This window comes from Burkholderia anthina (assembly GCF_001547525.1).
Lineage (GTDB): Bacteria > Pseudomonadota > Gammaproteobacteria > Burkholderiales > Burkholderiaceae > Burkholderia > Burkholderia semiarida.
Window position 1 is genome coordinate 125,326 of the sequence record NZ_CM003769.1, and the last position, 23,271, is coordinate 148,596.

Consider the following 23,271-nt stretch of genomic DNA (forward strand, 5'->3'; position numbering starts at 1 on the left):
TGTGTGTTCAACCGTGTGTTGCGGGAAGTTCGGGTGCGACGCCAGCGGGCGGCGGCACGTTGAAAACCTTGATGGTCATCGAGATCAGCGTGTAGTAGCCGGCAATGCCGACGAGATCCACGACCGCGCCTTCGCCGAGCGTGTCGACGAGCGCCGCATACAGGGCGTCGCCGATTTCGTGCCGTTCATGCAACTGCGTCACGAATGCGTGGACGAGCTTCTCGTCGTTGCGGACGAACGGCGGCTCGACGCCGTCGCGAATCGCATCGATCACGTCGATCGAGAGCCCGGCCGCCAGCGCGAACGGCTTGTGCGCGGCCCATTCGTACTCGGCCAGCCAGTGGCGCCCCATCGACAGGATGACCAGCTCGGAAAGCCGCGGCGGCACGCTGCTGTCATATCGGCAGTACTGGCCGAGGGCCTGTGCGCAACTGGCGAGCTTGGGGCGATGCAGCCAGACGGCCAGCGGACCGCGCACGCCTTTGCGAGGCCCGCTGGCGATGGCGTCGTACACGTGGCGCTGTTCGTCGGACAGTTGCTCGTGGGCGAGCGGTGCAATACGTTCCATGAATGACATCACCTCGACAGAATTCAGTTGGCTTCGGCGGCCGTGCCGGACCGTTCGGTCCGTGCATCGGCAGGGGTGGCCGCGGCGCGCGAGCGCAGCATCGACCGTCGCGCCGTGCGGCCGGTTTCGCGGTTGAACGCCGCGGCATCGAACAGGCCTTCCCAGCGGGCGATCGCGAATACCGCCATCGTGTTGCCGACCACGTTCACGAGCGCGGTCGCGGTCGCCATGATCCGGTCGATGCCGAACAGCAGGCCGAGCCCGGCGAGCGGCAGCGAGCGGACCGACTGCAGCGTGGCGGCGAGCTTGACGAACGCGCCGCCGGCAACTGTCGTGCCGCCCTTGGACGTCAGGCTCAGAATCGCGAGCAGGCCCAACTGCTGCCAGAGCGAGAACGGCGTATCGGTTGCCTGCGCGATGAAGCCGATCGCGATCGCCATGTAGATCGCGGTGCCGTCGAGATTGAAGCTGTAGCCGGCCGGCAGCACGAACCCGACCACGACCTCGTCGCAGCCGGCCCGCTTCATCTTTTCGACGAGGCGCGGAAACACCACTTCGCTGGACGCCGTACCGAGCGTCAGCAGAAGCTCGTCGCGAATCAACCGCATGATCCCGCCGAACGGCAGGCCGATCGACCAGCTGATTGCGCCGAGCACACCGAACACGAAGATCGCGGACGTCGCGTAATAGAGAACGATGACCTTGAACAGGTACAGCAGCGTCACACCGCCGTAGCTTCCGACCGCGGCCGCCATCGCGCCGAACGCGCCGAGCGGCGCGAGCCGCATGATGAACGCGAGCATCCGGAACAGCACCTTCTGCGTCTCGTCGATGCCGCGCAGCACCACCGAATCGGCGCCGACCGATACGTTCAGCGCGAGCCCGGCCAGGATCGAGATGATCAGGACCTGCACGATGTCGCCTTTCGCGAATGCATCGACGAGCGTATGCGGAATGAGGCTCAGCAAATACGTGACAGCGGAGATCTCGCCGGCATTCGACGTCGTCTTCAGCGCTTCGGCGCTCTCGGCGATGTTGGCGGCATGGAGGCCCGCTCCCGGCGGGAACATGTTGACCATCGCGAAGCCCAGCACCATCGCGATCGTGCTGACCACTTCGAAGTACACGAGCGATTTCACGCCCATTCGACCGAGCATCCGGAGGTCCTTCACGTGGGCCATGCCCTGCACCAGCGTGCAGAAGATGATTGGCGCGAGCATCATCTTCAGCAGCGCGATGAATCCCTGCCCGAACGGCTTCATCGCGATCGCGGCCTTGGGCGCCAGCAGGCCCAGCACGATCGCGCATGCCAGCCCGATCAATACCTGGACGTGAAGTTTCTTCAAACTTTTCATCAGCATTCCTTCCTATATCGTTGTCGATGATTCGTCGGCGGAGCGGGAAAACGCTCAGCAGCGGCGCAGCCGCGAACGAGGCGAACGTGGAATGGAATGGATGCGAGAACGGGGCGGCATGGTGTCTCCGGAATCGTTATAGGTCGATTTGCTATCTGTTCTCAGCATAGAATTCGCCGACTTTTTTGACAAAGACCTTATGAACATGTATTTCTATGCCAAGACGGCATAGCTTAGGGTCTGTTTACATACGGAACGCACATGCGAATGCCCGAAATCGCTCGTAGGGCAAGGAGGAAGGAGCGCCGTTTGGCCGAGCCAAACAAGCGACGCGCGACGCCGCCATGCGGGCGATTTCGGGCATTCCCCTGGAATGATTTTTTAATTTGGGGTTGCCACGAGAACGGCCGCTCGCCGCGTTGTGCTCCTTGCGAATACGTCCAGTATTCGCGGCGTCGCACGCCTCGCGAGCGGCCGTTCTCGTGGCAACGCATGTGTGTTCCGTATGTAAACAGACCCTAAGATCGACATGGACATTCGAGAACTGCGCAGCTTCATTCACGTCGCGCGCGCCGGCAGTTTCAGCCGCGCGGCTGCCGAGCTGTATATCGCGCAACCGGCCCTGAGCCGGCAGATCGCCAAGCTCGAGGAAGAAATCGGCGTGGCGCTCTTCACGCGCTACGGCCGTGGCGTACGTTTGACGGCCGCGGGATCGCGCCTGCTCGAGCATGCCGAAATGATCACACGAATGGTCAGTGAAACGGCGGACCAGGTACGCGCCAGCGCCGATGCCGAGCGCGGCTATCTCGCCGTCGGGTTGCCGCCGACGATCGGCCGGCTGATCGGCACCGATCTCGTTCGCGACTTTCACGCGCACTGGCCGGGCGTATCGCTGCACGTTCGCGAGGGGCTCAGCAACTCGCTGCAGGAATGGGTACTCGACCGGCGCGTCGATCTCGCGGTGGTCTACAACCAACCGCCGCTCGATGCGTTCGACATCGTGCCGCTCTTCAGCGAGCCGCTGATCCTCGTCGCGCCGCCCGATTCGGTGCTCGCGACCCGGAACATGCAAATTCGCGATCTCGCCAACGTGCCGCTGATCCTGCCCGGCCTGCCGCACAGCAACCGGCGGCTGATCGACCAGGCCGCCGTTCAGCACGGCGTCCGGCTGCGCGTCGAATTCGAGATCGACAGCGTCGCGCTGACCAAGCAGCTCGTCCGCGCGGGCGTCGGCTATTCGCTGCTCACCTACGTCGCGATCCAGGAAGAACTGGCGAGGGACGAATTGAAGGCGATCGCGATCGAGCGGCCGGCGATCCGCTCGACCGTGTCGATCAGCACGTTGCGCGAAAATCGTCCGTCACGACTGGTCGATGCGTGGATCCGCCTGCTCAAGGACACACTGTTCCGCTTTACGCGCGACCAGCCCTGGAGCGATCAGGTCGTGTGGCTCGCTGCCGGCGCAGGCGAATAGCCCGCCCGACACGATGGGATGGCGTTGCACACGTCCGTGCTCGACGCCGGCCTCGGTGTACTCGCGGCGGACGGCGTCGCCGTGCTCCGGCGGCGCGGCCCGTGAAGCCGGTGCTCGCCACCCCCGTCACGCTGACCGTCAAGCCGCCACTGGCCGCTCCGCCAGCTTGAACTCGCCGACCGTCTGCGCGAGCCGGGCCGCCTGCTCGCGCAGCGACGTCGCCGCGGCCGCCGATTGCTCGACAAGCGCCGCGTTCTGCTGCGTCGTGTCGTCGAGCTGCGACACCGCCTGATTCACCTGCTCGAGCCCCGTGCTCTGCTCCTTCGCGGCGACGCTGATCTCGGCGATCACGCTCGTGATGTTGCGCACGCCGTCGACGATTTCGTCCATCGTCGCACCGGCTGTCTGGACGAGCCCGGAGCCGCCCTCGATCTTCTCGACCGACGAGTGGATCAGCTGCTTGATTTCCCGTGCGGCCTGCGCGCTGCGCTGCGCGAGCGCACGCACTTCGCCGGCGACGACCGCGAAGCCGCGGCCGTGCTCGTTCGCGCGCGCCGCCTCGACGGCGGCGTTCAACGCGAGGATGTTGGTCTGGAACGCGATGCCGTCGATCACGCCGACGATGTTGGCGATCTCTGCCGACGCCTGCGTGATGTCGTTCATCGTCGAGACGACTTCGCGCACGACCGTGCCGCCCCGCAGCGCGACATCCGACGCCGATTCCGCCAGACGGTTCACCTGGCTCGCCGCGTCGGCCGAGTTGCGGGCCGTGCCGGCGATCTCCTCGAGCGCGGCGGCCGTTTCCTGCAGGCTCGACGCCGCGTGTTCGGTGCGGGCCGACAGATCCTGGTTGCCCTGGGCGATCTCGGCGCTCGCGAGATTGACCGACGCGCTGAACGCACGGATCTGCAGCAGGATCGCACTGATCTTCTCGGCGAACGCGTTGAACGCGTGCGCGATCTGCGCGGCTTCGTCCGCGCCGTCGGCCGGCAGCCGTTTCGTCAGGTCGCCGCTGCCGCTCGATACGTCCGTGAGCGCGTCGCGCACCATCAGGATGCGCTTGAAGGCCGCGTTCGTCATCGCGCCGACGAGCGCGGCCGCGATGACGGCGACGATCACGATCGCCAGCAGCGTGGTCGTCGCGACCGCGCGCATGCCGGCCGTCACGTCGCCCTTGTCGAGCGCGAGCACCAGCGACCAGTCGGTACCGGCGATCGGCCGGGCACGCATCAGCTTGGCGGCGCCGTCGATGTCCACCGCGACGGGCGCGGACGCCGTCTGCAGCGCGCCGAGGCGATCGGCATCGAGTTCCGGCGACAGACCGGTGGCCGGCTTCATGATCAGGTCGGTCTTGGCCGACGCGATCACGCGAGCGCCCTTGTCCACCAGAAATGCGAAGCTCGCCGGCGTCGGGTGAACGGAGGTCACGATCGAGCTCACGTTTTCCATGAACAGGCTGGCTGCCAGCACGCCCTTCACCACGCCGTCGCGCACCACCGGCACCGCGAACGCGACGGCCGGCTTGCCGCTCGTCGCATCGCGGTAGAGCGCCGTCACGACCAGATGGCCCGCGCCGACGGCCTGCTTGTACCAGGGCCGCGCGGTCGGGTCGTAGCCGGGCGCGAGCGGCACGTTCGAGAACGCCGTCTTGTCGGGCAGGCCGAGCGTCAGCACCTCGAAGCCGCCCGACTTGCCGAGCAGCTTCAACGCCGGCACCGGGTCGCCTTCGCCGATCGCGATCGTATCCGCGAGCGCCTGGGTTTCGCGCGACCGGCTCGCCACCCATTCGTCGATCGCCAGCGCGTGGCCGGCCAGGATGGACTTGTGATTCTGGTCGATGGCCTCGTCGTTGTGGGTCTTGACGACGTAATAAACGAGCCCTCCTGTTACGGCCAGCGCCGTCACGACGATGGCGACACATGTCGCCAGTATCCGTGCGCGAATTGATGACAGCATGATGACTTCGGTCTCCGTTGCCGCGTGATTGAACTGGATCGATGAACGAGCCGACCCTTATTCACTTAACGGCACCGACGGCAGGAAATTGAGTCGTGCCGAATGGCCGGCGCGGAGGCCAACCATAAGGACAAATTCGCGGCCGGCAGCCGATACGATGCGTGGCGACGCCGCCAGCCGCTTCGGCCGCACACGTTTGCGTCGCAGTGGGCGGATCGCGCGCGCCGACGGGGTCGCCCGCGGGCCTCGATTTTCGGTTAACCATGCCGTTAACCCGGATTTGACCCGCGCCGACGCCCCGGCAGCCGGCTTCCCCTATGAGCGCGAGCATGCCCGCCTTCACTTCGATCGAGAAAATCGCCGACTGGGCCGGACGCCACCCGCTCGTCGTCGGCGCGTCGGGCACGCTGATGTCGCTCGCGGCGCTCGGGATCAGCGCGGCGACGCTGTGGGCCGCGCGCATCGAAGTCATCGAGCATGCGCACGAGACGTCGCGCAACGTCGCGGCCGTGCTCGCGAGCCAGATCGCGCGGACGGTCGAAACGTCGAACAACGCGCTGATCGCGCTGGCTGCCAATCTCGGCCAACCGGCCGTGCAGCGCATGGACTCCGGGTTGCGGCACGATCTGCTGTTCGAGCGCACCGCGGCCCAGTACCTCACCGGCATGGGCGTGACCGACCGGCGCGGCCAGTTGATCGACGGATGCTGCGGCACGACCCATCGCTGGGACTTCAGCGATCGCGACTACTTCAAGGTCCATCGCGACGCGGACAACGTCGGCCTCTACGTGTCCCAGCCTTATCGCGCACGCTCGCGCGGCGGCAAGGAGTCGATCGCGCTGTCGCGGCGCATCGAGCGGCCCGATCATGCGTTCAACGGGATCGTGGTCGTCGCCATCGATCTCGCTTACTTCGAGCAGCTCCTGTCCCGGCTCGACGTCGGCCCGAACGGGGTCAGCGCGATCGTGCGCGCGGACGGCACGATCCTCGCGAGAAACCCGTCATTGAACGACGGCCAGATGAATCTCCTGCGTCGCTCGAAATCGTTCAAGCGGATGGTGAACAGCGAATCGGGCTTCTATCCCGCGCGTTCGAGCATCGACGGCGTCGTGCGCTTGTATACGTACCAGCGGATACCGGGCACGCCGCTGATCGCGGTCGCTCGCGCCGGCCGAACACGACGTGCTGGCCGGCATCCGCCGCCTGTCGTGGACGGTCGGCGTGTCGGCCATCGTGATCAGCACGCTGTTCTGCGCGGTGGTCTGGCTGCTGGCGTTCGCATTGCGCGACAACCTGCGCAAGCAGACGCTGCTGACCGAGCTCACGCGGACCGATCCGCTCACGGGGCTGCACAATCGCCGCGCGCTCGATACCGCGCTGGCCGACGAATGGGAGCGGCTGCAACGGGGCGGCGACGGCAGTCTCTCGCTGCTGTTCATCGACGCCGATCACTTCAAGCAGTACAACGACCGGCATGGGCACGCGGTGGGCGACACCGCGCTGCGCTTTCTCGCCGAATGCATCCGCGCGCATACGCGGCGGCGCGGCGACTTGGCCGCGCGCTACGGCGGCGAGGAATTCGTCGCGGTATTGCCCGATACGGACGAAACCGGCGCGGCGCAGGTCGCGGAGGCGATTCGCCGCGAGGTGGAACGCAACCGGCTCGACGGGTTTGCGGATGCGGTGCCGCCCTTTACCGTCAGCATCGGCTGCGCGACCGGCCATCGCGCACGCCCCACAACCGTGCACGCGCTGTCGCATCAGGCGGACATGGCGCTCTATCGCGCGAAGCGCGAAGGCAGAAACCGCGTGTGTCGTGCGGAACCGGAGCCGTTCACCCGCTCGGCGTGACGCACGCCGGGCGCCGTCTGAAATTTTTTTGACGGCGGGTCACTCGCAAACGATTGCCGCGCGCAGCGTTCCTAAACTGTTCATCCAGGGTTCCGATAATCAGGAAATCTATTTAATAACACCCCGGGATTCTTGCTATGAATGATCGACGGTTAACGGTTCGCATGAAGCTGATCATGGCTTTCGGACTTCTTACGTGCACGGTCGTGCTCGTCTCGCTCGTCGGCATCGTGTCGCTCGGCAACGCGAACGCGGCATTCGACGACTATGTCAACGGCATCAACGCCCGCGCGACCCTGGCGGACAAGGTTCTCGCCGCGGTCGACCGGCGCGCGATCGCCGCCCGCAACCAGGTCCTGGCGTCCGGGCCACGCGATGCGGACATCGAGAAGGAAGCCGCACTGCAGGCCGACCGCGAAGTCGGCGCGCTGCTGGGTGAACTGACGAATGCGGTCCGCGTCGGCAGCGGCGCGACCGACAAGGCCGCGAACTGGTTCGGCAAATCGGGGCGATCGAGGCGCAGTACGGCCCCGTCGCGCGCGCCATCGTCGAAGCGGCGGCGAACAACCGGCGCGATCAGGCGATCACGATGATCAACGAACAGTGCCGACCGTTGCTGGCCCGGCTCGTCGCGGCCACCGACGCGTATGCGACGTTCTCGCGCACGATGGCCGCCCAACGGGTGAGGGAATCGGACGACCGTTACACGTCGCGACGACTGATGCTGATCGCGATCTGCATCGCCGCCGCGGCCGCGGCCGCGATCTCGGGCCTCTTCATCACCCGCGGCCTGCTGCGCGCGCTGGGCACGGAGCCTGCCGCGCTCAGCGATATCGCCCGCCATATCGCCGCCGGCGATCTCGGCGCCGAATCCGCGACCGGCGCCGCGCCGGCCGGCAGCGTGCTGGCCTCCATGCGCGACATGCAGGCGAACCTGATCCGGCTGATCTCGGAAGTCCGTACCGCCTCGGGCAACGTCGCGACGGGGGCCGGCGAAATCGCGTCCGGCAACCAGGATCTTTCGTCCCGCACCGAACAGCAGGCCGCGTCGCTGCAGGAAACCGCGTCGAGCATGGAGCAACTGACGTCCACCGTGCGCCTGAACGCCGACAACGCGCAGCAGGCGAGCGGCCTGGCCGACAACGCATCGGAGGTCGCGCAGCGCGGCAGCTCGGCCGTCGGCCTGATGGTCGACACGATGACGGACATCAGCGCGAGTTCCGCCAAGATCGCCGAGATCACCGGGATCATCGAAGGGATCGCGTTCCAGACCAACATTCTCGTGCTCAACGCGGCCGTCGAAGCCGCGCGCGCCGGCGAACAAGGCCGCGGCTTCGCGGTGGTGGCCAGCGAAGTCAGAAGTCTTGCGCAGCGTTCGTCGAGCGCCGCGAAGGAAATTCGCGAACTGATCTCGCAATCGGTCCGGAAAATCCAGGACGGCTCGCAGATCGCGAACAACGCGGGCGAGACGATGAGCCAGGTCACGCACGCGATCTCGCGCGTGACCGACATCATGGGCGAGATCGCCGCGGCGTCGAGCGAGCAGAGCCGCGGCATCGAGCAGGTCAATCTGGCCATTACGCAAATGGACGAAGTCACGCAGCAGAATGCGGCGCTCGTCGAGCAGGCCGCCGCCGCGTCGAAGTCGCTCGAGGAACAGGGGCTGCGGCTTGCCGAGGCCGTCTCGCTGTTCCGGCTGGAGACGCGCACGGCGAGCGCGTAGGCCCGCGCCCGCCGCCCCGTATCGGTGACGGACGACGCATGGATTCCGGCGTCCGTCATGTTCAGCACAGGAAATTAACCAAATAGTGGGAATTTCCGCCCGCTGCGTACGACACGAAACAATTCCGTAACGACCGCGTAACGATCGCTCACCACAATCCTCCATCTTCTACCATCAGGATGGAGTCTTGCATGTTTGCGTCACGAAGCCGTTTCCCGCTGCACGTCGCGGCATTGTCGAGTGCGATCGTACTGGCTGCCTGCGGCGGCGGCGACGACGTCGCGTCGACCGGCACGATCGCCGCGGCCGTTCCGGCGCCGCCCGCCGACCCCGGCTTCGTCGACAGCGCGCCGATCCCGAGCGCGCCGGCTTTCGTCGACAACGTCGCGACCAACCAGCGCGGCGACGCGCGCTATGCGACGCTGTCGACCAACGCCGCGGTGCGCGTGCTGGGCCGCTTCCTCGATCTCTGGCAACCGGCGACGATGCTGGTCGACGCCGGCGTGAGCGCGCCGGCGAACGGCGCGTTCCCCGCCATCTCGCCATCGCCCTGCTCCGGGCTACCGAACAGCGGCGTGCCGTGCGGCACGATCCTGAACGACGCAGTGCTGACGGCCAACGTGCAGTACGTGATCAACGCGACGACCGCCCGTACGCCGCAACAGGCCGACGCCGCGTACTACGACGACCGGCGCGGCAAGGGATACAGCGTGACCGACGGCATGGGCCCGCTCACCGCCGCGTGGCGCACCGCCGCCCAGCAGACGACCAGCATCACCACCGTGCCCGCCGATGCGACGACCGTGCTGTACAACGACGCCGGCAACAACGTCGGCGTCGGCAGCAGCAGCGGCAACGCCAGCTTCGGGAAGGTCGTCGACCTGCTCAACGAAATGGGCAACAACGCGTCGACCGAACCGTCGAAGCGCTTCTTCAAATACGCGCGCCCGTACCGCTGGAGCACGAGCGTGGTCGTCGCGCCGACGCTCGTGCCGGCCGAAAGCGCGACGCCCGCGACCGACGGCGGCTTCATCAGCGGCCACACGGCCGAAGCGATGCGCGATGCGACGACGATGGCGTGGCTCGTGCCGGAACGCTTCCAGGAGATGATCAGCCGCGGCCTCGAGCTCGGCGAGAACCGGATCCTCGCCGGCATGCATTCGCCGCTCGACGTGATCGGCGGGCGCATGCTCGCGCTGGCCGTCAGCGCGGCGAACCTGACCGCGTACGCCGGCGACGCGCAGGCTGCCTACACGCAAGCCCATCAGACGCTGCAACAACTGACGGGAACGAGCGCCACGACGTTCTCCGCATTCGCGCACTCGGGCACGACGGCCACCGACCGCTTCGCAGACTACGCGGCGAACAAGGCCGCGTTCCTGCGCCGCATGACGTTCGGCTTCGGTGCGATCGAATCGACGAACGCGCCGCCGGTCGTGCCGAAGGGCGCGGAGATCCTGCTGCAGACGCGCTTCCCGTACCTGAGCCCCGACCAGCGGCGCGTCGTGCTGAAGACCACCGAGCTGCCGTCCGGCTATCCGGTGATGGACGACGCGGAAGGCTGGGGCCGCCTGAACCTGTTCGCGGCGGCCGACGGTTACGGCGCATTCAACGGCAACGTGATCGTATCGATGGATGCGTCGCAGGGCGGGCTCAATGCCGCCGACGTATGGCGCAACGACGTTTCAGGCGCCGGCAAGCTGACGCTGCAGGGCAGCGGCACGCTGACGCTGGCGGGCAACAACGGCTACACGGGCGGCACGCAGGTAAGCGGCGGCACGCTGGCGGCCGCGTCCGCGACGGCATTCGGCAAGGGGGACGTGTACGTCGGCCCGGGCGGCAGCGTGCGGATCGCGGCCGCCGCGCCCGTGACGGTCGCCACCCGCTACACGCAGCTCGACAACACGACGCTCGAACTCGACATCGACGGCAACGGCGGCGGACGTCTGCGCGTGGGCGGGCCGCTCACCATCGCGGGCGGCACGCTGCACGTGAAATTCGTGAACGGCTACACGCCGAAGGCGGGCGACACCATCGCGCTGATCGACGGCGCGGCGGCCGCCGCGAAGTTCGCGACGGTGACGGTCGACGGGTTCAAGGCCACGCCGGTCTACACCGCGGCGGGCGTGTCGATCACGCTGTCGGCCGCCTGACCGGCACGGAAGATCGATCCTGCAACGGCGCCGCCCACGGGCGAGACTGGCTACCGAAGCGCCGTTGCAGTTCGATGATCGTGGGCAGGTTGAAATCGTGGACGTCCGGCGCGGCGCCGCCCTGCCGCCGGCTCACCTCGACGCAGAGCTCCAGCGCACGCGCGCGGGTCTCGGCGAGCAAGCGCAGCGCCTCGTCGAGCAAGCCCTTCTCCAGTTCCGACAGCGAGCCGTCGTGGCCGGTTTCTCCGATCGCCGGCTCGCTCATGCTGGTTTCCATCGCGGATTTCTCCTTCGCTGTCCGATTGCGCGCAAGGCCGCACACCGACTCTAGCGTCACATGACCGCGCCGCGCAGCCACGGCACGAACTCGCGTTCGCCGATGCCGTTGTCCTCGCTGCGCGATCGTCGTCCGGACGCGACGTCGAGCATCAGCCGGAACAGCCGCGCGCCCGCTTCGTCGACCGTGAGCGAACCGGCGACGATCCCGCCGCTGTCGAAATCCATGTCCGATTGCATTCGCTCGAACAGGCCGCTCGTCGTCGCGATCTTGATCGTCGGCACCGGCTTCGAGCCGAACACCGAACCGCGGCCCGTCGTGAAGCACACGAGATTCGCGCCGCCGGCGATCTGCCCGGTGGCCGACACCGGGTCGTAACCGGGCGTATCCATGAACACGAGCCCCGCTTGCCGCACCGGCTCCGCATAATCGTAGACGGCGCGAAGCGGCGAGCGGCCGCCCTTCGACACCGCGCCGAGCGACTTCTCGAGAATCGTCGTGATGCCGCCGGCGAGATTGCCGGGCGACGGGTTGTTGTTCATTTCTCCGCCGTTGTCGGCGACGTAGCGCTCCCACCATTGCAACCTGCCGAGCAGACGCCCGGCCACGTCGCGCGACGCCGCCCGCGCGATCAGCAGATGCTCGGCGCCGTAGATCTCGGGCGTCTCCGACAGAATCGCGGTGCCGCCGTTGCGAACCAGCAGGTCGACGGCCGCGCCGAGCGCCGGGTTCGCGGTGATGCCCGAGTAACCATCCGAACCCCCGCATTGCAGGCCGACGGTCAGCCGCGATGCCGGCACGGTGCTGCGCCGCGCGCCGTCGGCCGCCTCCACCAACTCCCGCACGATCGACACGCCGCGGGCGACGGTGTCGCGCACGCCGCCCTCGTCCTGGATCACCAGCGTGCGCACCGTGCCGGGCGCCGCCGCGTCGAGCCGTTGCGCGAGCGCCCCGACCTGGTTGACCTCGCAGCCGAGGCCGACGAGCAGCACGCCGGCGAAATTCGGGTTGCGCGCATAGCCGACGAGCGTGCGCCTCAGCAGCTCGATGCCGTCCCCGGTCGCCGACATGCCGCAGCCGCTCTGATGGGTGATCGCGACGACGCCGTCGACATGGCCGAATGCATCGAGCGCGCCGTACCGGTATGCATCGGCGATCGCATGACAGACGCTCGCCGAACAGTTGACGCTCGCGATCACGCCGACGTAGTTGCGGGTGCCCACGCTGCCGTCGGGCCGCACGAATCCGTCGAAGGTGTCGCGGCGATCCGCGGGAACGTCGTGTGCGTCGCCGGCGGGCCCGTCATCGTGCGCATGCCGCTCGGGCATCCCGACGTTGTGCACGTGCACGTGCTCGCCGGCGGCGATGTCGCGCAGCGCGATGCCGATCGGCTGCCCGCATTTGACGATCGCGTCGCCGCGCCCGATCGGCGCGGTGGCGACCTTGTGGCCGGCCGGCACCGCGTCCGCCAGCCGCAGCGGTGCGCCGCGCACGTCGATCGGCACATCCGGCGCCAGCGCGTCGAGTGCGACGGCGACGTTGTCGTCGCCGTGAAGGATCACGATTGCCGGTTGCTTCACGATGCATTTCTCCCTGTCGTTGCGATGCCGGCCGCCGGAGCGCCGGCCGCCGGTTCATGGCGGGCGACGAGTTGCCGCAAGCGCGGTTGTTCGGCCGACAGCGCCAGCGAATCCGCGAGCGCGAGCAACGGCTCGATCCGCCGCGCCACCTTCTCGCGATGATTGACGGCGATATCGGCGATGCGATGCGCGAGAAACGGATTGAGAAAACGCTCGCGCACGCTGTCGACGTAGCGTTCGGCCGTTTCGCGCAAGCCCAGCGCCACGAATACCGGCGCGACTTCATCGCGCCACACGGCCTCGAGACCGTCGCGTAGCCGCGCATCGTTCATCGCGTCCAGCACCGTCTCCGATGCGTCGCGCCCCGCCTCGAGCCACTGCTGCGCGAGCCAGCTGTGCCCGAGATTGAGGAAGAACAGCTTCAGGCGCTCGTGGCTGCGCAAATCGTCGGTGACGACGATCTGCGCGTGCCGGCACGGCAGCGCCATGCCGGCACGCCGTTCGATCGCCCACAGCGCGTACGGCTCCGCGACCGCGCCGACCGGATGAAGCGGCTCGGACACGATGCGGTCGACGAGCGAGTTGACCCACACGCAGCGGTTGCACAGATAGTCGGCGAACGCGTCGGGCAGCCGCCACGCGCGCGCGAGGCCCAGCACGATGTCGCGCAGCGTGTCGCCGTTGTTCGTCACGAGTTCGCACGGCAGGATGGAGACGCCGTCATCGGGCCGCGCCTGCCAGCACGCATGCAGCAGCGCCAGCAGCTTCGCCGGAAAACCGCGCGGCGCGCGCTCCGGCCGGGCCAGCACGTCCGCGGCGTCGCGCGGATCGGCACGATAGCCTGCGTCGCCGGTATTCGACACGATCACGCGCACCGTCTCGATCGCTGCGCCACGTATTTCCGCCCAGTCGCGCTCGGCATCCCACGCGCGATGCACGGCGTGGCACTCGACGATTTCGTCGACGACACCGCCGCGCTCCCGCCCGCGAATCCGCACCGGATAGCGACCGGTGGCGCGCAGCGCGTCGATTCTCGCGCGGCTGGCCGGATTGCCGGTCGTCTGCACGATGCCGATGCCGCCCATCGCGTGGCCGTCGTCCAGCGCCTGGGAGACGAACAGGTCGACGTGCGCCAGCAGGAAGCGGCTCGTGCCGAACTGCAGGATCGGCGGTGTCATCGCGTGCGCTCCGCGTGCCCGATTCGATCGCTCAGCATTCGACGAGCGCCTTCACGACGGTCTGCCCCGCTTCCAGCAGCCGCGGAAGCGCGTCCGGCACGTCCTCGAGCCGCATCCGGTGCGTGTTCAGCGCGCGGTCGGGAATGCGCCCGGCACGCATCGCGTCGAGCACCGTCGCGAAATCCTCGGCCGTCGCATTGCGGCTCGCGAGCAGCGTGGTCTCCCGCTTGTGGAATTCGGGATCCGAAAACGCGACGTGCCCGCGCACGATCGAGATCAACGTGTATTTGCCGCCGTGCGCGACGAACTCGAAGCCGCGATTCATCGCATCGAGGTTGCCCGTCGCGTCGAACACCGCATCGAAATACTCGCCGTTCGTCAATTCCGCGAGACGCGCCGTATCGTCCGCGCCCACCTCCACCGTCGCGTCGACGGCCAGATGCTGCCGGCAGAACGCCAGTCGATCCGCCCGCGTGTCGAGGCACGTGACGTCGGCGCCGCGCAGTTTCGCGAAGATCATCGCGGCCATGCCGATCGGCCCGGCGCCGACGACCAGCGCCCGCTGCCCGGCGCGAACGTCCGCGCGGCGCACCGCATGCGCGCCGATCGCGAGGAATTCCAGCATCGCCGCCTGATCGAGCGAAATGCCGTCGGCCTTGTGCACGAATTGGGCTGGTACGCTCAGGTATTCGGCCAGCGCGCCGTCGCGATGCACGCCGAGCACCTTGATGTTCACGCAGCAGTTCGTGTTGCCGTGACGGCATGCGACGCAGTGTCCGCACGACAGATACGGCATCACGTACACCGCGTCGCCGGCGCCGAGCCCCGACGCCGGTTCCGCCTCGACGACGACCGCGGAAAGCTCGTGACCCATCACGCGCGGATATTCGAGGTATGGCTGGTTGCCGGTGAAGATGTGCAGGTCGGTGCCGCAGATGCCGACCCGTTGCACGCGCAACAGCACTTCGCCGCTGCCGCGCACGGGCAGATCGCGCTGCTGCACGCGCAGCACGCCGGGGGATTCGCAAATCACGCTGAGCATGTCGGGTTCCTTTCGTTCGGGTTCATTCGTCGTGGCGTGCGGTGTCGATCCGGTAGAAGCGGCATGCATTGCCGCCGAAGAGGCCGTCCAGCGCCGCGGCGCCGAGCCACCGCGCGCAATCGTCCTCGCACGCGGCCAGCCATTCGCCGTAGGCGCCGCACGCCGACGCCAGCCGCAGCACCGGCCAGTCGCTGCCCCACATCAGGCGCGTCGGCCCGAACAGGTCGGCCAGTGCGTGGACATACGGCCGCGTGCGCGCCCGCACCACGTCCGGGCCGGCAGACGGCCCGGCCTCTGTCCAGAGGCCGGACAGCTTGCAATGAAGATTCGGCAGGCTCGCGAGCCGGCGCATCGCCGACAGCCACGGCTGCAATTCGCCGCGCTCGATGAACGGCTTCGCACCGTGATCGATCACGATCGGCAGATCGGGATGGCGTCGCGCGAACGTGTGCAGCGCATCGAGATGGCGCGGCATCACCAGCGCATCGAAACGCAGCGCGTGCTCGAGCATCGCGGCGACCGCGCGATCCAGCCGCGGATCGTCGATCCATGCGTCGTCGGGCAGATCCTGCAGCATCGGGCGCAAGCCGCGCGCCTTCGGCGCGGCCGCGAATGCCGCGATCCGCGCCGCTGCGTCGTCGGCCTTCAGGTCGACCCAGCCGACCACGGCGCCGACCGTCGGGGTGTCGGCCGCGAGATCGAGCAGAAAGCGCGTGTCGGCTTCGCTCGGCAGCGATTGCACGAGCACGGTGGTGTCGATACGCGCGGCGTCGAGCAGCGGCGCCAGGTCGGCGGGGCCGAAATCCCGGTGAATCGCGTCGAGCTCGGCCGGCGGCCAGCAGCCGGCCCGCGCGCCGATTCGCCAGTAGTGCTGATGGGCGTCGATGCGCATGGTCATGCGTGGGCTCCCGGAACCGGCGCGCGCGCGTCGAGCAAGCCTTCGTCGCGCAACGCAGCCCACAGTTCGGCCGGCGCGGTGCGCTCGAGCCATTCGATGTTCTGCTTCAACTGGGCCACGCTGCGCGCGCCGATCACGCACGACACGACGGCCGGATGGCCGAACGGAAACTGCAAGGCGGCGGCGGGAAGCGGCACGTCGAAGCGCCTGCACAGCGCGCCCAGGCGCGTCGCCTTGTCGATCACGTCGGCGCTCGCGTCCGCATAGTTGAACTTGCCGTTGCCGGCGAGCACGCCGGAATTGAACACGCCGCCGATCACGATCGCCGTCCCGTCACGGACGCACGCGTCGAGCAGCGGTTCGAGCGCCGTCTGTTCGAGCAGCGTGTAGCGTCCGGCCAGCAGCACGGCGTCGAGCGCCGCTTCGTTCAGCGCGTCGGCCGCGACTTCCCACTCGTTCACGCCGAGACCGAACGCGCCGATCTCGCCGCCCGAGCGCAGCGCCTCCAGCGCGCGAAACCCGCCGCCGCGCGTCAACTGTTCCCAGTAGTGCGCGTGACGATCGCCATGCGTCATCGCACCGATGTCGTGCACGTACAGCATGTCGATCCGCGCGAGCCCGAGCCGTTGCCGACTGTCCTCGTACGAGCGCAGGATGCCGTCGTAGCTGTAGTCGTAGACGGGCCGGAACGGCAGCGGCTCGGCCCAGCCGTCGTCACCCGGCCGCACGCTCGGGTCGGCGCGCATCAGCCGCCCGACCTTCGTGCTGAGCGTGAAGCCGCCGCGCTCGCGTGGGGCGAGCCCCGCGCCCACGCGCCGCTCGGACAGCGTGTAGCCGTAGTACGGCGCGGTGTCGAAATAGCGCAGGCCGGCCGCCCACGCGGCGTCGACGAGCGCGGCCGCGTCGGCCGCCGACATCGGCCGATACAGGCCGCCGAGCTGCGAGCAGCCGAGACCGAGCGCGGACACCGTCAACCCGCTGCGCGGCAAGGTGCGCGTATCGTTCGCGTTCATGCGTGACGACTCGATGCGGGAAAGCGGCACGGGCGATCAGTACAGGACATTCTTCGCCGCCTGCGAATCGAGGTTCTGCTTGTCGACCATCACGACGCCGGTATCGATCAGCTTCGGCGCGGGCTTGCGCTCGATCACGTCGAGCGCCGTGCGCACGCCCTGGTTCCCCATCTGCCACGAACCCTGCACGGCGATCGCCTGCACGGTGCCGTCGCGCACGAAGCCCTGCAGGTCCTCGTTGCCGTCGAAGCCGATCGCCACGACCTTGCCCGCCTTGCCCGACTGCTTCAGCGCGCGGCCCATGCCGACCGCGGTCGGCTCGTTCGCGCCGAAGATGCCCTTCAGGTCGGGGTTCGCCGACAGCACGTCGGTCGTCTGGTTCAGCGCGGTCGCCATTTGCGATTGCGAGTAGTACGGGCCGACGATTTGCAGCTTCGAATGGCTCTCGATGTACTTGCGGAACCCGCCGACGCGGCTGACCTCGGACCCCGCGCCCGGCACGTACGACATGATCGCGATCTTGCCGGACTGCCCGACGCGATCGATCAGCGCTTTCGCGCACAACGCGCCGGCCTTCTCGTTGTCGGTCGACAGGAACGCCTGGTAGTACGGCTTGCCGGCATCCGAGATGGCCGAGTCGATCAGCACGACGGGAATATGCGCTTCCCACGCCTTCTTGATCGCGGGCACGAGCGCATCGGGATCGGACGGCGCGAGCACGATGCCCGCCACATGACGCGTGACCGCGTTGTCGACCATGTTGACCTGCCCGCTGATGTCGGACTCGGCCGCCGGCCCCTGGAACGTCATCGTGTAGCCCTTGGCGCCGTCGAGCGCAGCCTTCGCGCCTTTCTGCACGTTCTGCCAGTAGTTCGAATTGACCGTCTTGACGATCACGGCGATCTCGCCGCCCGCCGCATACGCGCCGCTGTTGCACGCCGCCGCGAACACGCACGCCGATGCCGCCAGCAGGATGGATTTGTTCATGTCTCGCTCCGCTTCTCGTTGGTAGGGACTGCTTGCCGCCGGTCAGGGCCGGCGATTGCGCAACTGGTCGATCCACACCGTGCCCAGGATCACGACGCCGATGATGATCTGCTGGATGAAGCTCGACACGCCGTTCATGTTCAGGCCGTTGCGCAGCACGCCGATCACGAACGCGCCGATCGCCGTGCCGGAAATCGTGCCGACGCCGCCCATCAGCGACGTGCCGCCGATGACCGAGCTCGCGATGGCGTCGAGTTCGTACATCACGCCCTCGTTCGGCTGCCCGGTGACGAGCCGCGACATCAGCACGCAGCCGGTCACGCCCGCGAGCGCGCCGGACAGCACGTAGGTGAACAGCTTCACGCCCTGCACGTTCACGCCCGACAGCCGCGCGGCTTCCGCGTTCGATCCGACCGCGTAGATATGACGGCCGAGCGACGTTCTCGACAGCAGCACGGACACCACGACGAACAGCACGACCATGATCACGACCGGATACGGGATGCCGGGAAACGTCGTGTCGGGGAAGCCGTCCGCGCCGATGCGCGAGATCCGCAGCAGCGCGCCGTTGCCGAGCGCGCCGAACGCGTCGCCGAGATCGGAGACGGGCCGCGCGCCCGTGATCTGCAGCGCGATGCCGCGCGCGACGAGCATCATGCCGAGCGTCGCGATGAACGGCGGCAGGCCCATGCGCGTCACGCAGATGCCGTTGACGAGCCCGCATAGCGCACCGACCAGGATGCCGGCCGCCATCGCGGCAGGCACCGGCACGCCGGCCTTGACGAGCAGCGCCGCGCACACGCCGGCCAGCGCGAGCACCGAGCCGACCGACAGGTCGATGCCGCCCGTGATGATCACGCAGGTGGCGGCCACGCCCAGATAGGCGATGGACGTGACCTGCAGGCCGACGGTCATCAGGTTGTCGACCGAGAAGAACGCCGCGCTCGATATCGAGAACGCGAACACGAGCACGACGAGGCTGCCGAGCGCCGCGAACTTCTGGATCAGGTCGCGCCGCCGCTGTCGCGCCGCCCGCTCGTCGGCCTGGCTTCGATCGGATGTCATTTCAAGCATGGGAACGCCCCGACGCGTAGTGCATGATCTCCTCCTGACTGGTGTGTTTCGTGTCGAGCAATGCGGTCATTCGACCTTCGTGAAAGACGGCGATCCGGTCGGTCATGCCGAGCAGTTCGGGCAATTCCGAGCTGATCAGCACGACGCCGACGCCATCGGCGGCGAGCCGGTCCATCAGCCCGTAGATCGCGAATTTCGCACCGACGTCGATGCCGCGCGTCGGCTCGTCGAAGAACAGGATCTTCGAGCCGCGGTACAGCCATTTGCCGATGACGACCTTCTGCTGGTTGCCGCCGGACAGGTTGCGCACGCGCTGGTGCACGGACGGCGTTCGAATCGCGAGGTCCTGCACGTAGCGGCGCGCCACGTCGAGCTCGTCTTCGAAGCGCAGGAATCCGAAGCGTGACGCGATGCCGCGCACGTTCGCGAGCGTGAGGTTCGCCGCGACGGGCATCGGCAGCGCGAGCCCCTCCTTCTTGCGGTCCTCCGACAGATACGCGATGCCGTGCCGGATCGCCTCGCGCGGCGAGCGGATCGTCACGGGCCGGCCGTGCAGCGCGATCGTGCCGCCGTCCGGGCGATCCGCGCCGAAGATCGCGCGGGCGATCTCGGTGCGTCCGGCACCCATCAATCCCGCGAAACCCAGGATCTCGCCGCGGCGCAGCGCGAACGACACCGGCCCGAACACGCCGTCGCGGCGCAGGTCGCGCACGTCGAGCAGCACGTCGTCCGTCGGCACCGACTGCCGCGACGGATACGCGTCGTCGAGCGTGCGTCCGACCATGCGCGCGACGATGTCGTCGATGCTGACGTCGGCGAAATCGTCCGTCGAGATGTGGCGCCCGTCGCGCAGCACCGTCACGCGATCGACGATCTGCGCCATTTCGTCGAGCCGGTGCGAGATATACAGAATCGCCACGCCGTCGGCGCGCAGTTCCTCGATGATGCGAAAGAGCTGCACCGTTTCCGCTTCCGTCAGCGACGACGTGGGTTCGTCCATGATCAGCACGCGCGCATCGAGCGACAGCGCCTTCGCGATCTCGACCATCTGCTGCTGCGCGATGGACAGCACGCCGACCTTCGTGGTCGGCGCGACGTTCAGGCCGATTCGCGCGATGCAGCGCGCCGCATCCGCATTCATGCGTTTCGCGTCGACGAACGGCCCGCGCCGCGGCTCGCGTGCGAGGAACAGGTTCTCCGCCACGCTCAGGTGCGGGACGAGATTGAGCTCCTGGTGAATGATCGCGATGCCGGCCGCCTGCGCTTCGGAGGCCGAACGAAACCGCACCGGCGCGCCGCGATAGTGAACGACGCCCTCGTCGGGCAGGTACTGGCCGCTGATGATCTTCATCAGCGTGGATTTGCCCGCGCCGTTTTCGCCGCACACCGCATGCACCTCGCCGCGGCGCAGGTCGAGGCGAATGCCGTCGAGCGCGACGACGCCCGGAAAGCGCTTGCGAATCCCTTCCAGGCGCAGGATCTCCCGGTCCGCTTCGTCCTGTGCGGCCTGACCGGGCAGATTGCGAGGCATTGCCATTACGTCTCCTTGAGGCGGATCGACCTCGGCTTCGCCTGGTCAGTCCAATTTGGATGAATTACAGCAATCAAACCCGTTTTGGTCAAGCCAATTTATCTATTTCAATCTGATCTTACCAATGGTAAAAACCCGGACATTATGATGAACGGGCCGCTGCACGGGGCGATGAGGCAGGCGTGATAGACTCCGCGACACGCGCTTGTGCCGAAAGCGCATTGACCTCAATCGATCGGATGAAATCGACAGAACCCAAGCGGCTTTACCAATCGGTCGCGGCCCAGATCGTCGCGTTGATTCGCCAGGGCGAATTCGCGATCGGCGAGCGGCTGCCGCCGGAGCGCGAGCTGGCGCTGACGCTCGGCGTATCGCGTCCGTCGCTTCGCGAGGCGCTGATCGCGCTGGAAATCGGCGGCCAGATCGAAATCCGGATGGGCTCCGGCGTCTATGTCCGCGACACGGCGGCCGACGCCGTCGGCCCGATGGCCACGCTCGGCGACAGTCCGTCGGAATTGATGCAGGCCCGCGCGGCCGTCGAAGGCAGCGTGGCCGCGCTGGCCGCCGCACGGATGACGGCCGCGATGCTCGAACGCCTGCGCCGCACGGTTCAGCGCATGAAGCGGCTCGCGGAGGCCGGCAAATCGCCCGTCGAGGCCGACCGGCAGTTCCACATGCTGATCGCGGAAGCCGCCGGCAATTCGGTGCTCACGCGCTTCGTCGGCGAGCTGTTCGACAGCCGCCACGACCCGATCGCGGCCGCCATGCGCGGCCACGCGGAAAATCCGCAGACGTGGACCGCCGCCGTGCGCGAGCACGAGGACGTGCTCCTAGCGCTACAGGCCGGCGATCCGATCGCGGCCCAGACAGCCATTCGCGCGCATCTTCGCGCGTCCGAAGCGCGGTGGATCGAGGGCGGGCTGAAAGCCGAGCCGGATTCGGAGCCGGATTGACCGGCGCACGGGCGCCGGCAACGCGCTATTCAACGCCCTGCAACACTGCCCGATCGCTCGCCGTGCGGCGCGGCGGCAGCGTGCGCGGCACCAGGCTCGTCACCAGCACCGAGCCGACCACCAGCAGCCCCGCGACCACGCCGAACCCGGCATACGGCGCGCCGGTACGCACGAACAGGGCACCGACCAGCCACGAACTGAACGCGCCGCCGAGCGAACCGAGCATGCTGATCACCGCGATGCCCGCCGCCGCCGCGCGGCCGGTCAGTTGGGCCGCCGGAATCGTCCAGAAAACGATCGGCACGGTGAACGCGCACAGCTGCGCGGTCGCAAGCAAGGTCACGGTGATCCAGACGTGGCCGACCGAGAAGCGCAGAAGCAGCAAACCGCACGCGGTGACGAGCATGCAGGCCACCGTATGCCATCGGCGCTCGCCGTATCGGTCGGAACTCCATGCGATGGCCACGTTGCCGATCATCGTGAATACGGAAATCAGTCCGGACAACCAACCGATTCCGGAGACGCTCGACACCCCGGCCGCCTTCAGCACCGTGGGCGACCAGAACGTCACCGTCCCCATCCCGACGTAGACGCAGAAATAGATCGCGGCAAGCCCGAGCACGCGACCGTTGCGAACGATGTCGAGCACGCGGGCCCCATCATGGCCGACCACTGCCGCGGCCCGATCCGCGTCGAGATCGCGCAACAGCGCCCGCCGATCCGCAGGCGACAGCCATGCCGCCTGTTCCGGCCGGTCGCTCAGCATCAGCGGCGCAACCAGCCCGAGCGCGATGGCCGGCAATCCCTCGATCAGAAACAGCCACTGCCATCCGCGCAAGCCCATCGCGTCCTGCATGTGCGCCATGATCCCGCCGGACAGCGGCCCGCCGATCATGCCGGCGACCGGCACCGCGAGCAGCAGCACGCTGTTGACACGGGCGCGCACCGTATCCGGAAACCAGTACGACAGGTACAGGATCAGGCCCGGAAAGAAGCCGGCCTCGGCGGCGCCGAGCAGAAAGCGCACCACGTACAGCGAGACGCTGCCGGTCACGAACATCTGCGCCACCGTGCAAAGACCCCACAGCACCATGATTCGCATGAGCGTGCGGCTCGCGCCGATGCGCGCGAGCACCAGATTGCTCGGCACCTCGAACGCGGCGTAACTGATGAAGAAGATCGCCGTCGCGGAGCCGAATACGGCTTCGCTCAAGCCAAGGTCCTGCAGGAACTGCAGCTTGGCGAACCCGATGTTGACGCGATCGACGAAGTTGACGACGTAGCAGAGGAACAGAAACGGAATCACGCGCAGCGCGATCCGACGATACAAGACGGCAGGGGGTGACTCGGACATGGACCGCTCCCGGTATGTGGACATGCGTCGGCCGTCGCGTGGGTCGCTCGCGGCCGCGATCGGTGGCGCCGCCACGCGTTGCGCGCACAGGGGCTGCGCGAAGCGCCGCGAGGGAATTATACGAATCTCACAATTCGGGATTTATTGGTAGTTAACACGAGAAAACGCCTCGAACGCCCACCGTGTCATGACTTCAATCCGCATTCGTCATATTTTTAAGAAAACACCGTTTATATGCTCAGCCAATCGCTGCTTTGCCCTTACTGCAAGGTATCGCGTCGCACCCTATGTAAACCCGACCATA

Annotated in this window: 16 protein-coding genes and 2 pseudogenes; 5 read left to right on the forward strand and 13 right to left on the reverse strand. The window is 67.5% G+C overall.

The window, feature by feature from the left end; genetic code table 11:
* Positions 1-7: 7 nt before the first annotated feature.
* Both WS64_RS16920 and WS64_RS16925 read right to left on the reverse strand, forming a co-directional pair.
* Complete coding sequence (locus WS64_RS16920; RefSeq protein ID WP_059637578.1) at positions 8-568, reverse strand: carboxymuconolactone decarboxylase family protein; 561 nt, start codon at positions 566-568, stop codon at positions 8-10.
* A gap of 23 nt (positions 569-591) precedes the next feature.
* Complete coding sequence (locus WS64_RS16925) at positions 592-1,923, reverse strand: cation:dicarboxylate symporter family transporter (RefSeq protein ID WP_060967469.1); 1,332 nt, start codon at positions 1,921-1,923, stop codon at positions 592-594.
* A 529-nt stretch (positions 1,924-2,452) separates the two neighbouring features.
* Here WS64_RS16925 and WS64_RS16930 point away from each other — a divergent pair.
* Positions 2,453-3,397, forward strand: a complete 945-nt coding sequence (locus WS64_RS16930; protein ID WP_060967060.1) for a LysR family transcriptional regulator — start codon at positions 2,453-2,455, stop codon at positions 3,395-3,397.
* 138 nt (positions 3,398-3,535) lie between these two features.
* Here the strand turns inward: WS64_RS16930 and WS64_RS16935 are convergent, their stop codons facing one another.
* Positions 3,536-5,353: a methyl-accepting chemotaxis protein gene (locus WS64_RS16935; RefSeq protein ID WP_059577846.1), complete on the reverse strand. Its 1,818-nt coding sequence runs from the start codon at positions 5,351-5,353 to the stop codon at positions 3,536-3,538.
* Between the two features lie 329 nt (positions 5,354-5,682).
* On the opposite strand from WS64_RS16935, the pseudogene WS64_RS16940 reads away from it, so the two are divergent.
* From WS64_RS16940 to WS64_RS16950, 3 genes and pseudogenes are all read left to right on the forward strand, one after another.
* Positions 5,683-7,204: pseudogene (locus tag WS64_RS16940) on the forward strand (diguanylate cyclase).
* 137 nt (positions 7,205-7,341) lie between these two features.
* A pseudogene (locus tag WS64_RS16945) lies at positions 7,342-8,927 on the forward strand (methyl-accepting chemotaxis protein).
* A gap of 191 nt (positions 8,928-9,118) precedes the next feature.
* Positions 9,119-11,080 carry a phosphatase PAP2 family protein gene (locus WS64_RS16950; RefSeq protein WP_060967061.1) on the forward strand — a complete coding sequence of 654 codons (1,962 nt, stop codon included), beginning with the start codon at positions 9,119-9,121 and terminating at the stop codon, positions 11,078-11,080.
* On the opposite strand, the gene WS64_RS16955 is transcribed toward WS64_RS16950, so the two are convergent.
* From WS64_RS16955 to WS64_RS16995, 9 genes are read right to left on the reverse strand one after another with little or no spacing between them, the layout of a single operon-like run.
* Positions 11,061-11,357, reverse strand: a complete 297-nt coding sequence (locus tag WS64_RS16955; RefSeq protein ID WP_059637593.1) for a hypothetical protein — start codon at positions 11,355-11,357, stop codon at positions 11,061-11,063. The two genes, WS64_RS16950 and WS64_RS16955, sit on opposite strands and share 20 nt — an antisense overlap.
* Before the next feature lie 56 nt (positions 11,358-11,413).
* The gene (locus WS64_RS16960) at positions 11,414-12,937 is read right to left on the reverse strand and encodes a UxaA family hydrolase (protein ID WP_060967062.1); all 1,524 of its coding nucleotides are present in this window, start codon (positions 12,935-12,937) and stop codon (positions 11,414-11,416) included.
* Positions 12,934-14,115, reverse strand: a complete 1,182-nt coding sequence (locus tag WS64_RS16965; protein WP_060967063.1) for a mannitol dehydrogenase family protein — start codon at positions 14,113-14,115, stop codon at positions 12,934-12,936. The genes WS64_RS16960 and WS64_RS16965 overlap by 4 nt, the downstream gene beginning before the upstream one ends.
* 31 nt (positions 14,116-14,146) lie before the next feature.
* Positions 14,147-15,157 carry a zinc-binding alcohol dehydrogenase family protein gene (locus WS64_RS16970; protein WP_060967064.1) on the reverse strand — a complete coding sequence of 337 codons (1,011 nt, stop codon included), beginning with the start codon at positions 15,155-15,157 and terminating at the stop codon, positions 14,147-14,149.
* A 22-nt stretch (positions 15,158-15,179) separates the two neighbouring features.
* Positions 15,180-16,055, reverse strand: a complete 876-nt coding sequence (locus WS64_RS16975) for an amidohydrolase family protein (protein ID WP_081103864.1) — start codon at positions 16,053-16,055, stop codon at positions 15,180-15,182.
* Positions 16,052-17,068, reverse strand: a complete 1,017-nt coding sequence (locus WS64_RS16980; protein WP_060967066.1) for an aldo/keto reductase — start codon at positions 17,066-17,068, stop codon at positions 16,052-16,054. The genes WS64_RS16975 and WS64_RS16980 overlap by 4 nt, the downstream gene beginning before the upstream one ends.
* A 36-nt stretch (positions 17,069-17,104) precedes the next feature.
* A complete protein-coding gene (locus WS64_RS16985) occupies positions 17,105-18,055 on the reverse strand; it encodes an ABC transporter substrate-binding protein (protein ID WP_059577823.1) in 951 nt (316 codons plus the stop codon).
* 42 nt (positions 18,056-18,097) lie between these two features.
* Entirely contained in the window at positions 18,098-19,129 is a 1,032-nt protein-coding gene (locus WS64_RS16990; RefSeq protein ID WP_059577820.1) for an ABC transporter permease, read from the reverse strand.
* A complete protein-coding gene (locus tag WS64_RS16995; RefSeq protein WP_060967067.1) occupies positions 19,122-20,666 on the reverse strand; it encodes a sugar ABC transporter ATP-binding protein in 1,545 nt (514 codons plus the stop codon). Before WS64_RS16995 ends, WS64_RS16990 begins: the two co-directional genes overlap by 8 nt.
* A 233-nt stretch (positions 20,667-20,899) precedes the next feature.
* Here WS64_RS16995 and WS64_RS17000 point away from each other — a divergent pair, with 233 nt between their 5' ends.
* Complete coding sequence (locus WS64_RS17000; RefSeq protein ID WP_059577814.1) at positions 20,900-21,613, forward strand: FadR/GntR family transcriptional regulator; 714 nt, start codon at positions 20,900-20,902, stop codon at positions 21,611-21,613.
* Positions 21,614-21,638: 25 nt separating this feature from the next.
* On the opposite strand, the gene WS64_RS17005 is transcribed toward WS64_RS17000, so the two are convergent.
* Positions 21,639-22,967, reverse strand: coding sequence for an MFS transporter (locus tag WS64_RS17005; RefSeq protein WP_060967068.1), 1,329 nt, complete (start codon positions 22,965-22,967; stop codon positions 21,639-21,641).
* Positions 22,968-23,271: the final 304 nt, after the last annotated feature.

Excerpts from the sequence above, each read along its gene's own strand:
- WS64_RS16975 (WP_081103864.1), bottom strand. The coding sequence starts at position 16,055 with ATGACCATGCGCATCGACGCCCATCAGCACTACTGGCGAATCGGCGCG.
- WS64_RS16985 (WP_059577823.1), bottom strand. The coding sequence starts at position 18,055 with ATGAACAAATCCATCCTGCTGGCGGCATCGGCGTGCGTGTTCGCGGCG.
- WS64_RS16920 (WP_059637578.1), bottom strand. The coding sequence starts at position 568 with ATGGAACGTATTGCACCGCTCGCCCACGAGCAACTGTCCGACGAACAG.
- WS64_RS17005 (WP_060967068.1), bottom strand. The coding sequence starts at position 22,967 with ATGTCCGAGTCACCCCCTGCCGTCTTGTATCGTCGGATCGCGCTGCGC.
- WS64_RS16935 (WP_059577846.1), bottom strand. The coding sequence starts at position 5,353 with ATGCTGTCATCAATTCGCGCACGGATACTGGCGACATGTGTCGCCATC.
- WS64_RS16970 (WP_060967064.1), bottom strand. The coding sequence starts at position 15,157 with ATGCTCAGCGTGATTTGCGAATCCCCCGGCGTGCTGCGCGTGCAGCAG.
- WS64_RS16980 (WP_060967066.1), bottom strand. The coding sequence starts at position 17,068 with ATGAACGCGAACGATACGCGCACCTTGCCGCGCAGCGGGTTGACGGTG.
- WS64_RS16955 (WP_059637593.1), bottom strand. The coding sequence starts at position 11,357 with ATGGAAACCAGCATGAGCGAGCCGGCGATCGGAGAAACCGGCCACGAC.
- WS64_RS16995 (WP_060967067.1), bottom strand. The coding sequence starts at position 20,666 with ATGGCAATGCCTCGCAATCTGCCCGGTCAGGCCGCACAGGACGAAGCG.
- WS64_RS16950 (WP_060967061.1), top strand. The coding sequence starts at position 9,119 with ATGTTTGCGTCACGAAGCCGTTTCCCGCTGCACGTCGCGGCATTGTCG.
- WS64_RS16990 (WP_059577820.1), bottom strand. The coding sequence starts at position 19,129 with ATGCTTGAAATGACATCCGATCGAAGCCAGGCCGACGAGCGGGCGGCG.
- WS64_RS16930 (WP_060967060.1), top strand. The coding sequence starts at position 2,453 with ATGGACATTCGAGAACTGCGCAGCTTCATTCACGTCGCGCGCGCCGGC.
- WS64_RS17000 (WP_059577814.1), top strand. The coding sequence starts at position 20,900 with ATGAAATCGACAGAACCCAAGCGGCTTTACCAATCGGTCGCGGCCCAG.
- WS64_RS16965 (WP_060967063.1), bottom strand. The coding sequence starts at position 14,115 with ATGACACCGCCGATCCTGCAGTTCGGCACGAGCCGCTTCCTGCTGGCG.
- WS64_RS16925 (WP_060967469.1), bottom strand. The coding sequence starts at position 1,923 with ATGAAAAGTTTGAAGAAACTTCACGTCCAGGTATTGATCGGGCTGGCA.